The 12,942-nt window shown below is 56.4% G+C and carries 11 protein-coding genes; 10 read left to right on the top strand and 1 reads right to left on the bottom strand.

What is annotated here, in order from left to right:
• Positions 1–189: 189 nt before the first annotated feature.
• Complete coding sequence (treY, locus tag ACQZ5M_RS19585) at positions 190–2,721, bottom strand: malto-oligosyltrehalose synthase (RefSeq protein WP_449080613.1); 2,532 nt, start codon at positions 2,719–2,721, stop codon at positions 190–192.
• A 241-nt stretch (positions 2,722–2,962) separates the two neighbouring features.
• Here treY and treZ point away from each other — a divergent pair, with 241 nt between their 5' ends.
• The 10 genes from treZ to ACQZ5M_RS19535 all read left to right on the top strand — a co-directional run bounded on the left by treZ (position 2,963) and on the right by ACQZ5M_RS19535 (position 12,610).
• The gene (gene treZ, locus ACQZ5M_RS19580; RefSeq protein WP_449080612.1) at positions 2,963–4,753 is read left to right on the top strand and encodes a malto-oligosyltrehalose trehalohydrolase; all 1,791 of its coding nucleotides are present in this window, start codon (positions 2,963–2,965) and stop codon (positions 4,751–4,753) included.
• 371 nt (positions 4,754–5,124) lie between these two features.
• Positions 5,125–6,216 (top strand): pyrimidine utilization protein A, encoded by a 1,092-nt coding sequence (gene rutA, locus ACQZ5M_RS19575; protein WP_296084504.1) that lies wholly within the window; start codon positions 5,125–5,127, stop codon positions 6,214–6,216.
• The gene (gene rutB / locus ACQZ5M_RS19570) at positions 6,213–6,950 is read left to right on the top strand and encodes a pyrimidine utilization protein B (RefSeq protein ID WP_449080611.1); all 738 of its coding nucleotides are present in this window, start codon (positions 6,213–6,215) and stop codon (positions 6,948–6,950) included. Before rutA ends, rutB begins: the two co-directional genes overlap by 4 nt.
• An 18-nt stretch (positions 6,951–6,968) precedes the next feature.
• Complete coding sequence (gene rutC, locus ACQZ5M_RS19565; protein WP_062423499.1) at positions 6,969–7,358, top strand: pyrimidine utilization protein C; 390 nt, start codon at positions 6,969–6,971, stop codon at positions 7,356–7,358.
• Between the two features lie 5 nt (positions 7,359–7,363).
• Positions 7,364–8,140 (top strand): pyrimidine utilization protein D, encoded by a 777-nt coding sequence (gene rutD, locus ACQZ5M_RS19560; RefSeq protein ID WP_296102994.1) that lies wholly within the window; start codon positions 7,364–7,366, stop codon positions 8,138–8,140.
• A gap of 148 nt (positions 8,141–8,288) precedes the next feature.
• A complete protein-coding gene (locus tag ACQZ5M_RS19555) occupies positions 8,289–9,326 on the top strand; it encodes an NAD(P)-dependent alcohol dehydrogenase (protein WP_449080610.1) in 1,038 nt (345 codons plus the stop codon).
• A 129-nt stretch (positions 9,327–9,455) separates the two neighbouring features.
• Positions 9,456–9,890 (top strand): MerR family transcriptional regulator, encoded by a 435-nt coding sequence (locus tag ACQZ5M_RS19550; RefSeq protein ID WP_449080609.1) that lies wholly within the window; start codon positions 9,456–9,458, stop codon positions 9,888–9,890.
• A complete protein-coding gene (locus tag ACQZ5M_RS19545) occupies positions 9,820–10,236 on the top strand; it encodes a carboxymuconolactone decarboxylase family protein (protein ID WP_449080608.1) in 417 nt (138 codons plus the stop codon). The genes ACQZ5M_RS19550 and ACQZ5M_RS19545 overlap by 71 nt, the downstream gene beginning before the upstream one ends.
• 127 nt (positions 10,237–10,363) lie before the next feature.
• Complete coding sequence (locus ACQZ5M_RS19540; protein ID WP_449080607.1) at positions 10,364–11,443, top strand: D-TA family PLP-dependent enzyme; 1,080 nt, start codon at positions 10,364–10,366, stop codon at positions 11,441–11,443.
• Between the two features lie 75 nt (positions 11,444–11,518).
• On the top strand, positions 11,519–12,610 hold the full coding sequence (locus ACQZ5M_RS19535) for an acyltransferase family protein (protein ID WP_449080660.1): 1,092 nt from the start codon (positions 11,519–11,521) through the stop codon (positions 12,608–12,610).
• The last annotated feature ends 332 nt before the right edge of the window (positions 12,611–12,942 follow it).

Raw genomic sequence — 12,942 nt, 5'->3', positions numbered from 1 at the left:
CATACGCGTTTGCACGCGTCCATCCCTTCTGAGAGCTCAACCGTTTGTGATCAAGGTCGAATTCCCCGATTTTGAGTATTTTAGCAAAATAAGAATTTCGGTCGTTTTTGCTGCAATGAGGTACTGGAGAGCGAGCGGCTCAGGCCCGAATGGGCCGGAGCCGTGAAATGAGCAGGACGTTGGCGTGGTTTACCGGAGCGTCTTCAGGACGAGAAATGGGTAAGCCTTATCCGCGCCGGCTAGGTCTAGAACGTCACTCGTTTCAATTTCCTCGCCCGTCCAAACATCATGGAGGCGTCTGTCTCGCAGCCCGTTCGGCATCTCAAGCGTCACTTCGGCCAGCCTTGGTGGGAGAACTTGGACGCCGTCACGGTCAAGCGTGAAGCGCGCAAGGACGACAAGGACCGCCTCATCGGCATGCATCCGCGCAAAGGCGATCACATGCGCTGCCGATGAACCTTGTGGCTTTACTGGCAGATAGTCACCTTCATTGAAGAGATCGGGCGTCGATTGACGAAGGTCCAGCAATGTGGCTGTGACATACTGCTTGAGCGAACCATCGTGCCAGACAGAGATATCGTCTGCGTTCGGCTTTTGGGCTGTTGCCAGTCGTTTCGACAGGGTTTCATAATCCGGCTCGCGCCGATTGTCCGGATCGACCAGACTGAAATCGAACCCCTCGCTTCCCTGATAGATATCCGGGATGCCAGGCGCCATAAGTTTGATGATCGTCTGGGCAAGGCTGTTGGCAAGCCCGGCCTCCAGGAACGGTTTGATCGTCTTCTTGAAGTATCCAAGGAAATCTTTGTTGTCGGAAGAGAAGAGGTGCGATGCGTAGCCAAGAACCGCTTCCTCATAGTCCTCACGGGAATCCCCCCAATCGGTCCTCATTTTGGCTTCGCGCAGCGCCTTTTCAAGATAGGTCAGGAAGCGCTTTTTCAGTTCCTCGACCGCCTTTTCGTCCTGTGTGTTGAAATTCGGCGAGAGCACGCCGGCGAGTGCCTGGTAGATCATCCACTCCACTTCCGGCTCCGGGGCCGGACCGTCCGGAAGTTCGCGAACGGCTTTGGAATTGATTGCGCGCCAGTCTGCGACAGCTTCACTCCAGATGTGAGGAGCCTCCGAAATGGCATAGAGGCGCGCTCTGGCATCTTCCCCGCGTTTCGTGTCGTGCGTGGACGTCCCGGAAATACCCAACGGCTGGCGCTCTTTGCGCACCTGCATCTCCCGATGAAAGTGATCGAGGGAAAAATCCGGTCGTATCGGTTCGGCGCCCACCTCGTTCAACCCGAGCAGCATGTTGTTGCGGAAAAACAGTGTATCCTCGACCGACTTTGCCATGATCGGGCCGGTCAACTGCTGGAACTTGGTGCGGAAAGTGACCGAGCCCTGCATCGAAGAATTGGGAACATCGCCTTTGAGGATGCCGGTAATCAAGGCAAGCGCCTCGGTTGACACTGTGTGATCAGAGCCCGTGATAGTTTCGATGACATGGTCCAGAAGGGCCTTGTCATCCGCGCGCATACCCTCGGGAGTTCCGTAAGTGCGGTAGACTGGGAAGGCGATCATGATTTCGCTGAGTGCAGCCTTCAGGTCGCTTTCAGGTATTGGGCATCCGGCGTCCTCGGCGATTTTGGCTGCCAAGCCTACGAGCACCGACGCCTCACCCTCGAAATTTCTGCCGGTCATCAAGAGCTTTGCCGCGCGCAGCTGCGCCTTCGCGTCGGGATGTTCTTCCACAAGGTCTTGATAGGCAGATTGCAGGGCTTCAATTTTCTGTCCATCGACCAAGGCATTGCTGAGGGCGGCGATGAACTCGTAGCCGGTCGTGCCGGACACCGGCCAATCGGCAGGAAGTTGCTCGCCTGCGCCCAGGATCTTTTCCACCACGATATAACAGTCCTGTCCGGCAGCCCGATGTAACCTGTCGAGATAACCTTTAGGGTCTGCCAGACCGTCGATGTGGTCGATGCGAAGGCCTTGTACTGCCCCGTCACGCACCAATTCCAGAATTAAACGATGACTTTCTTCGAAGACGGCCTCGTCTTCGACCCGAACGCCAGCAAGTCCCGTCACCTCGAAAAAGCGTCGATAGGACAGGTCGCGCGCGGCATCGCGCCACGACATCAGTCGGTAGGGCTGTTTGTCATGCAGTTGCGCCAGCGCAGCCTTATCCGACGTTTCCAAAATCTCCGTACCGCGCCCGTCATATGTCGAGGGGTTCAGCGGATAGAAGGCATCGAAATATGCAAAGGCGGGCTTGCCTGTCTCAGGATCGGGCTTGATGGCGAGATCGCCTGCCTCGAGCACCGCCTCGAAGTCGTCGCCGAGAACAGGCAACGTTAAACGTCTGGACCAGTCGATATCGAAATGGTGTGCGTAACGGCTTTCCTCGCCGTGCTCGATGACGTCCTTCCACCAGGGCGTTTCGAGCGACGCGGCCATATGGTTAGGTACGATATCCAGAATGAGGCCAAGCCCGGCCTCTTTCAGTGCCGCTACCATGCGCTCGAATCCCGCACGACCGCCAATCGCGGGATCGATTTCGTTTGCGTCGGTGACGTCATAGCCATGCGTGGACTGAGACGTCGCGGTAAAAATCGGCGACGCGTAAAGATGACTGATCCCGAGTTGCTTGAGGTAAGGAACGAGGTCGCGTGCCCTGTCGAACGTCATACCGTTGCGGAACTGCAGGCGATAGGTGGCGGTCGGAAATTTCATACGACAATCCCGTCGAGTTGGCCGGAAAAGCTGGCCTGTTGAATCTGGGCGAAGGACCGATAGATAACATCGTGGGTCCGAACATGATGGCGTCTTGAGAGCGTTGCGCAAACTGCATGTGAGCTAGAGTGGTTCCACACGTCATTGCGCTTTCCCCGGGGCAGAAACGTCGCTGCGGATTTTCGTGGCTGCTCGTGAACTTTTCGCATCCGCGAATGTTCGTTGCATTGCACACATTTTCATGAGGTTTCCGGTGGCTCACACATTCGACTTCGGTCCAGCCATTTTCGATCAAGACATCGAATTTCGCCTATGGGCGCCACTGCAGGGAAAAGTTCTTCTCTGTATTGAAGGTCAGGCGCCGGAAGTGATGAAACGTGACGAGGACGGCTGGCATCGCCTGCGCAAGCCGAAAACGGGAAAGACCGTCCGCTACAGCTTTATGATGCCGGATGGACTGGAAGTTCCTGACCCCGCATCGCGTTACCAGCCGCGTGATGTGCATGGCCCAAGCGAGGTCGTCGATCTCTCAGCCTATGGGTGGAACAGTGAGGAGTGGCGGGGCCGGCCGTGGGAGGAGATGATCATATACGAACTCCACGTCGGCACCTTTAGCGATGAGGGAAATTTCCAGGGAGCGATAGCGCACCTCGATCACCTGCGTGATCTGGGAGTGACGGCAATCCAGATCATGCCCGTCGCAGATTTTCCGGGCGGCTACAATTGGGGTTATGATGGCGTAATGCCCTATGCTCCGGACAGCAGCTACGGACGACCCGAAGACCTGATGGCGCTTATCGATGCCGCCCATGAGCGCGGGCTCTGTGTCTTCCTGGATGTTGTCTATAATCACTTTGGCCCGGAGGGCAATTACATGCCCAACTACGCGCCGCTTTTTTCCGCGCGTCATGAGAACCCTTGGGGGCAGGGAGTAAATTACGATGACGAACAATCCGAGCATATACGTGAATTCATCATTCAAAACGCCATCTACTGGATCACGCAGTTCCGCTTCGACGGCTTACGCTTGGATGCCGTGCATGCGATCGTCGATGACAACGACGAACACCTGCTGACAGAGCTAGCGCGTCGTGTCCTTGCTGCAGCACCCGACCGCCATATCCACCTCATTGTCGAAAACGAAGATAATGACAGCGATCTGCTCAGCCGGGATCGACAGGGCCGGCCGGAGCGCTTTACGGCGCAGTGGAACGACGACATTCACCACGTGCTTCACATCGCAGCGACGGGTGAAACCTTCGGTTATTACAAGGCCTATTCCGGCGACGATGACAAGGTTGGCCGCGCTCTTGCCGAGGGCTTTGCATTTCAGGGCGAGCATATGCCCTATCGTGACGAGGAGCGGGGTAAGCCGAGCGCTCATCTTCCGCCGACGGCCTTCATCTCCTTTATTCAAAATCATGATCAGATCGGCAACCGGGCGCTTGGCGACAGAATGCAAGCATATGCTCCGCAAGCGTCATTGAAAGCGATCACCGCAATCTATCTGCTCGCGCCGCAAATCCCCATGTTGTTCATGGGCGAGGAGTGGGGTTCGCGCGATCCCTTCCGCTACTTCTGCGACTTCAACGAAGACTTGAACCAAAAAGTGAGGGATGGTCGCCGCGAAGAGCTGTCTCGTCTGCCAGGCTTCGATGGCGATGATCTGCCTGATCCCACTGCGAGAGAGACTTTTATAGCCAGCAAGCTCGACTGGGCGAAGCGCGAAGATGCTGAGGGTCGCAACTTGCTCAGCTTCTACCAAACGCTTCTCGAGCTACGCAAAAGGCACACCCTACCATTGCTAAAGGAAATTGTTCCAGAGACGACGCGCTACGATGTCAGCGATGGCGTTGTTACCGCGGAGTGGGGAATGCGGGATGGAGCAAGGCTGCGCCTGATTGCCAATCTTTCTGGGAAGAGCGGTACGAAGGAAGCCGAGGCAGCGGGCGAGACGCTTTTCAGTCTTGGCTCCGTAGATGCCGGGGCCATATCGCCATGGGCGGTCCGCTGGAGCTTCCATCCAGCTTGATGATGAAGGCAGGCTGCAGCTTTGCCTGCTGCTCCTCGCCAGCATCGACGACGAGAAACGGCAGTCTCTCCTGCGTCGAACGCATCTGTCTTGCAAGCGATAATCCCGTTATGCAAGCATGCAAAATTTTTAGTTGATCTTTGCGTTCAGTCGGGTGAGCATCCCTTCCGATCGATTTGCTTATTTCGCGAGCAAACGATCGGACCGCTATTTTTTTGATCGATTTCAGCGCGAGAGGGATGACAAGACTCAAAAACAAACTGCCGTCGAAATAGTCGATCCGCCGAGGCTTGAAGCTGTTTTGCAGCAATGGCCGCCTCGGTATGCAAGTCACAGAGCATTATCGGTACCGTTCGAAGAAAGGCATATTCATGGAAGTTGGAGTCTTTATCCCGATTGGAAATAATGGCTGGCTGTTGTCGGAGAACGCGCCGCAGTACAAGCCTAGCTTCGAGCTGAATAAAGAGATTACCCTCAAGGCTGAGAAATACGGTTTCGATTTCGCCTTGTCGATGATCAAGCTTCGCGGCTTTGGGGGGAAGACCGAGTTCTGGGATCATAATCTGGAGTCCTTCACGCTGATGGCAGGCCTCGCCGCCGTCACCACACGCATCAAGCTTTTTGCCACAGCCGCCTCGCTCGTCATGCCGCCGGCCATCGTCGCGAGAATGGCATCCACGATAGACAGCATTTCCAACGGACGCTTCGGCATCAACCTCGTCACCGGATGGCAACGGCCGGAATATTCGCAGATGGGAATGTGGCCGGGCGACGAGTATTTCGGCAAGCGCTACGCCTATCTTGCTGAATACGCCACGATCCTGCGCGAATTGTGGGAAAAGGGGCAGAGCGACTTCAAGGGCGATTTCTTTCAGATGGACGATTGCCGCCTCTCGCCGCAGCCGCAGGCTGATATGAAGGTTATCTGTGCGGGTTCGTCCAATGCCGGCATGGAGTTCTCGGCGAAATATGCCGATTACAATTTTTGTTTCGGTGTTGGCATCAACACGCCGACCGCATTTGCGCCCGCCGCCGAGAGACTGAGGGAAGCGACCGCGAAGACCGGACGCGACGTTTCATCCTTCGTTCTCTTCATGGTCATCGCGGATGAAACGGACGAGGCTGCACGCGCCAAGTGGGAGCATTATAAGGCCGGTGCCGACCAAGAGGCCATCAAATGGCTTGGCGTGCAGGGTGCGGCCGACACGAAATCCGGCTCGGACACCAATGTGCGGCAGATGGCCGACCCCGTTTCCGCCGTCAATATCAATATGGGAACGCTCGTCGGCTCCTATGAAACCGTGGCACGGCTTCTGGATGAGGTTCCGACTGTGCCTGGAACGGGCGGTGTGCTGTTGACTTTCGATGATTTCGTCAAAGGCGTCGAAGATTTCGGCACCAAGATCCAGCCACTGATGGCGTGCCGTAAACACATCAAGCCCCTTCTTGAGGCGGCAGAATGAGCACCATGACAACAGGATATCAAGCGCCCGCCGTTCACAGCAAAAGCGTGACATTGCCGGCGCGACCCGAGCCGATCACGCTGAAGCCCGAAGAAACCGCCGTCGTCGTCGTCGATATGCAGAATGCCTACTCCACAGAAGGCGGCTACGTCGATCTTGCGGGCTTCGACATTTCCGGCGCCAAAGGCACCATCGACAATATCCGCAAGACGCTGGATGCGGCACGTACTGCCGGTGTCCAGGTGGTTTATTTCCAAAATGGTTGGGACAAGGATTATGTCGAGGCTGGCGGTCCGGGTTCGCCGAACTGGCATAAATCCAACGCGCTGAAATATATGCGCGCCAATCCGGACGCGCAGGGCAAGCTGCTTGCAAAAGGCACCTGGGATTACGCAATCGTCGACGAGCTTCAGCCGAAACCCGGTGATATTCTGGTGCCGAAGACCCGCTATAGCGGCTTCTTCAACACGCAGATGGACAGCATCCTTCGCGCCCGAGGCATCCGCAACCTTGTCTTCGTCGGCATTGCCACGAATGTCTGCGTCGAAAGCTCGCTTCGCGACGCCTTCCATCTGGAATATTTCGGCATCATGCTGGAAGACGCCACCCATCACCTCGGCCCGGATTTCATTCAACAGGCGACCGTCTACAACGTCGAAAAGTTTTTCGGATGGGTGGCGACCGTCAATGATTTCTGCGGTGCCATTAGCCAGGCAGCACCTGCCAATTCCTGAAGGAAGAAGGACCATCTCATGCCGAAAAAGATCATCGTTCCCGAAGGCACATCGAAGCCAATCGCACCCTTTTCTCCCGGTACGCTGGCGGATGGGATTGTGTACGTGTCTGGAACGCTGCCATTCGACAAGAACAACGACGTCGTCCATGTGGGTGATGCAAGCGCCCAGACCCGCCATGTGCTGGAGACAATCAAGTCGGTGATCGAGACCGCGGGCGGCACGATGGAAGACGTAACGATGAACCACATCTTCATCACCGACTGGGCCAATTATCAGGCGGTCAATGCCGTCTATGCCGAGTATTTTCCGGGCGATAAGCCGGCCCGCTACTGCATTCAATGCGGTCTGGTGAAGCCGGACGCCTTGGTTGAAATCGCAACCGTCGCTCATATCGGCAAGCCGTAAACGCGATGCACTTCGATCTGCATGGAAGACAGGATGCCGACGCCCCGACGATTATCCTGTCGTCGGGCCTCGGCGGTTCCGCAAGTTACTGGGCGCCGCAGCTTGTGGCACTATCGAACGACTATCGGGTCGTCACCTACGATCATCGCGGTTGTGGGCGAACCGGAGGCGAAGTGCCAGATGATGGCGGGATCGCAGCCATGGCCGATGACGTGCTGGAGATTACAGAGGAACTGGGGCTCACTCGCTTCGATTTCATGGGGCATGCCTTGGGCGGCCTGATCGGCCTTGATATCGCCCTTCGCAAGCCTGGGATAATTGGGAAGCTCGTTTTGATCAACGCTTGGAGCAAGGCCGATCCGCATTCCGGACGTTGCTTTGACGTACGCATCGAGCTTCTGGAAAAATCGGGCGTTACGGCCTTCGTCAAGGCACAGCCTCTGTTCCTTTATCCGGCGGTGTGGATGTCGGAGAATGCCGAACGGCTGGAAGCCGAGGAGCGACACGCGATCGAGCATTTTCAGGGCCGCGCCAATGTCCTACGCCGTATCGCAGCGTTGCGCGCTTTCGATATCGATCTCCGCCTGCAAGATGTAGAGGTAGAAACGCTGGTTATTGCCACGCGCGATGATCTTCTGGTTCCCTACACACGGTCGATACGTCTCGCAGAGGGTTTGCCAAACAGTCAGTTGCAGCTCGTTGACTTTGGTGGTCACGCCATCAACGTCACGGCGCCAGACGCTTTCAACACCTCTGTGCTGCATTTTTTACAACCCGCCTAAGGCTCTGCCTGGACACTGTCGGGGCCAGCAGAAACACTCGTCTCCCGAAAAGAATCATGGTGCAATGAAGGGGTTGCTTTCCGCAGCCTGACGTTTCATCACCTTCTCATAGACGTGTGTCACATCTTGGATGTTTAAGGAGGAAACTATGAAGGCGCTGGTTCTGGAGGAAAAGGGAAAGCTGTCGCTTCGCGATTTCGACATTCCCGCTACACTCGGTCCGAAAGATGTGAAAATCCGCACCCACACCATCGGCATTTGCGGTTCGGACGTGCATTATTACACCCATGGAAAGATCGGTCATTTCGTCGTCAACGCGCCGATGGTGCTCGGCCACGAGGCGGCCGGCACGATCTGCGAGGTTGGCTCAGACGTCACGCATCTCAAAGTCGGAGACCGCGTCTGCATGGAGCCCGGCATTCCCGACCCCACCTCGCGTGCGGCCAAACTCGGCATTTACAATGTCGATCCGGCTGTGACCTTCTGGGCAACGCCGCCGGTCCACGGTTGCCTGACGCCGGAAGTCATCCATCCGGCCGCCTTTACTTACAAACTGCCCGATAATGTTTCCTTCGGCGAAGGCGCCATGGTCGAGCCCTTCGCCATTGGCATGCAGGCAGCGCTTCGGGCACGGATTCAGCCGGGCGATGTAGCGGTCGTCACGGGGGCGGGTCCGATTGGTATGATGGTTGCGCTTGCAGCACTTGCAGGCGGTTGCGCCAAGGTCATTGTTGCCGATCTCGCTCAGCCCAAACTTGATATCATCGGCGCGTATGATGGTATCGAGACGGTGAATATCCGCGAAACGTCCCTGCCGGATGCAGTCTCTAAAGTGACGGACGGTTGGGGCTGCGATATCGTATTTGAATGCTCTGGTGCTGCTCCTGCCATTCTCGGCATGGCAAAGCTCGCGCGTCCTGGCGGGGCAATCGTGCTTGTCGGCATGCCAGTCGATCCGGTGCCGGTGGATATCGTTGGATTGCAGGCCAAGGAGCTACGTGTCGAAACTGTCTTCCGTTACGCCAATGTCTATGACCGGGCGCTCGCGCTGATCGGTTCCGGCAAGGTGGATCTGAAGCCCCTGATCTCGGCCACCATCCCCTTCGACGACAGCATCGCCGGTTTCGACCGCGCGGTGGAAGCCCGCGAAACCGATGTGAAGCTGCAAATCCTCATGCCGCAATGATGATGGCGATGCCGCAGGCAAACCCCTTCGGCATCCTTTCAACAATTTCGCTCGAAAGGTCCGTTCAGCTATTGACCTAGAGTGCGCTCTAACTTGTAGCTTCCTCTGCGTTATGACGAAGAGGTGCTCATGAAGATCGGTGAACTGGCAAAACGCTCTGGCCTTTCGGCCTACACGATCCGCTATTACGAGCGGATCGGGCTTTTGCCCTATGCCGATCGTGACCGCTCGAGCAGGCGCGATTACGATCCCGACATTCTCGTTTGGATCGAATTTCTCGGAAGGCTGAAAACGACCGGAATGCCGATCAGGGATATGCTGCGCTATGCCGCTTTGCGAAAGCAGGGTGGTGCTACCGGGCCTGAACGGCAGGCGATGCTGGAAGCGCATCGCGACGAGGTTCGTGATCGGGTTGCCGAACTCCAGCAGTGCCTCCTCGTCCTCGACCAGAAGATCGCCGGATATGCCGGCGAAGATCAGAGGATGACGGATGATGACGCAGTCACACAAAATCCCAAACGAAACTCGCCTGGAAAGGGGCAAGCGCGCACTCGCGGAGATTGACGGGGAGGCCGGAGAAAAGGTGATGGCGGCGCTCGCCGACATCGCGCCCGACTTTGCCACCTACCTGCTCGAATTTCCCTTCGGCGACATCTACAGCAGGCCTGGACTCAATACCAAGGCAAGGGAAATCGCAACCATCGCCGCACTGACAGCCATGGGCAATGCCGCGCCACAATTGAAGGTGCACATCGAAGCGGGTCTGAATGTCGGGCTCTCGCGTGACGAGATTACCGAAATCATCATGCAGATGGCGGTCTATGCCGGATTTCCAGCCGCGTTGAATGGTCTGTTTGCCGCCAAGGATGTGTTTGCTTTGGTTGCCGAGCGCGAGGCGGCGGTGGCGTGACGACAAGCGTTCGAGGCCCGCTCGGTGTAGACTGATTACGGGCGCTATTTCTCCATCTTCCTGTAGCAATGGGAGAAAAAGGGATATAGCGTCCCGCCGCCCAACCAGAGTTGCCTTCGAGGATGTCATGCCCTTATCCGACCAGCAGATTGCCGCACTCAACACGCCCGCCGTTGTCGTGGACCTTGACATCGCCAAGGAAAATATCTCCCGTTTTCAGGACTATGCCGATATCCACGGAATGAAGGTGAGGCCGCATATCAAGACGCACAAGCTACCGGCTGTTGCGGAAATGCAGCTCGCCGCCGGGGCGGTCGGCATCACCTGTCAGAAGGTGTCGGAAGCCGAGGCGATGGTTGCGGGAAGCGATGCGATCAAGGACGTTCTCATCACCTACAACATTCTCGGATCTACCAAATTGAAGCAACTTCGCGCGCTGGCAGGTAAGGTTCGTCTGTCGGTCGTTGCCGATAGTGCCGACGTTATCCAGGGTCTGACGCGAACCTTTGCTGACAGCGCCGCGACGCTGAACGTTCTGGTCGAGTGCGACACCGGCGCGAATCGTTGCGGCGTATCAACGCCCGAAGCCGCCGCCGAACTGGCTGCGATCATCGATCAAGCACCGGGCTTGGTATTTGGCGGTTTGATGACCTATCCAGCGCCTTCGGGCGAGGCGAATGTCCAAAATTTCATGACAGACGCCAAGCGAATGATCGAAGACAAAGGCATTGCGGTTCCTGTGATCACCTCTGGCGGCACGCCGTCGATGATGCATGCGGCCAAGGCACCGGTTGTTACGGAATATCGTCCCGGAACGTATGTCTATAACGATCGATCGCTTGTAAGCCGCGGCGTATGCGGCTGGGACGAATGCGCCTTGAACGTGGTTGCAACCGTTGTTTCGGTCCCGGCAGAAAACCGCGCCATCATTGATGCCGGCTCGAAGGCGCTGACTTCGGATCTTTTGGGTCTTACTGGCTATGGCCATGTGCTTGGCCGTGAGGACATTACCATCGATCAGTTGTCAGAGGAGCATGGGCGCCTCGTGACCGAGGGAGCGATCGGGCTCAAAGTCGGCGATAAGCTTCGTATTGTCCCGAACCACGCCTGCGTCGTTACCAACCTGGTCGATAGCTTGACGGTAATCAGCCAAGGGATGTCTGAGCCGGAAGTCTGGCCGGTCGCGGCCCGCGGCCGCATTGTCTGAAATTTTGATTAGCCAGATGAACCGGAGAGCGGCTTACGCGTTTGCGTGCCTGATTGACCTCTGTGAGTTTTGATGATCACGACCCCTCAGCCCGAGCGCTTCGTTTTACTGGATGGGATTCGAGGCGTCGCGGCGGTCGCGATCGTTCACCGTCACGCCGAATTCTTTTTCGGACGTCCAGATGCATCCAGCTATCTTGCCGTCGATCTGTTCTTCGCCCTGAGTGGCTTCGTTCTTGCGCATGCCTACGGCGAAAGATTGCGCACCGGCAAGATTTCCACCTTCACCTTCATGAAGGCCCGCTTCTACAGACTCTACCCGCTCTACATCATCGCACTGACGATGATGGCCGCCTTCTTCGTGTGCCTCTCCGCGCTTGATCTGCCGACCCCGATTGATGACTTGCACAGAAAGATCAGCCTCGGTGAGCTGGCTTTCGCTTTGCTTACAAGTATTCTCTTCCTGCCTGCGCCATTCACCCTCACGCTCAACGGTGCGCTCTTTCTGGTAAGCCCCGCATGGTCCCTGTTCAATGAACTTGTGGCCAACGTCATCTACGCAAGGTGGGGTGCGCGCTGGAAAAGCGGCGCGTTGGCGATCATCATCTCAGTCGCCGCTGTGGGTCTAGTGATTGCCGCCATCGAATTCGGCAAATTGCACGCAGGTTTTCGCTGGCATGAAATGTATGCCGGGATGGCCCGAGTGTTCTTTTCCTTCTTCGTCGGCCTGATGATCTATCGCTATCACAGCGGTGCGCAGATCATTCATCAGTACCTGGCTCTTCTGTGCCTGGCGCTGGTCTGCCTGATCCTCTTCCTTCCGATCACGAAGGATGTCCGCCCCTTCTTCGATCTCTTCGTCGTCTTCCTGGTCTGGCCTGTGCTGCTGACGGTTGCCAGCAAGATAGCGCCGGATGGCTGGCTTGCAGCGGTTTCCGCATTTCTCGGCACAGCGTCCTATGGTCTCTATGTGCTCCACATTCCGCTGCTTGCATGGGCTGCTTTCCTCATGCCTTGGTCAGGAATCGGATGGATCGCCTACCCTTCGGGGTTGCTCTTCACTGCATTCGCGACCGTCTTTGCGTGGGTTCTAACGCGATACTTCGACCAGCCGATGCAGAGGCGCTTGAGACAACGGGTAAAGATGGCGAATGCAACGCCTTTCTGATGAGCTGTGCGGTTTGTTCAACAGCGACGAGAGGCAGGCCAAAGTCGCCAACATCCTGACAGTTCGAAAAACACCATTAATTACGTGCACTTACGGAAAAACGACAGATTTATGAAAAACATGTGTTGACTTGTTTGGGGGTGTTCTCTTATAAGTCCGCTCACTGACGAGGGCGGCGGCGCTGCTGGCGACGAAGTCCTTTGTTCTTGTAAAAATCGGAAAAGATGAGCTGATGCTTGTTGCTCTTGGGTCGAGGTTGACTTGAGGGGTTTGATTTTTTGACACTTTTGAGGTGTCTGTTTTTTGACAATTGAATATGAGAAGAAAGAGAA

It is taken from the genome of Rhizobium sp. 22-785-1 (assembly GCF_053521965.1).
The sequence above is the reverse complement of the archived record's forward strand: the minus strand, read 5'-3'. Positions and strand labels throughout refer to the sequence as shown.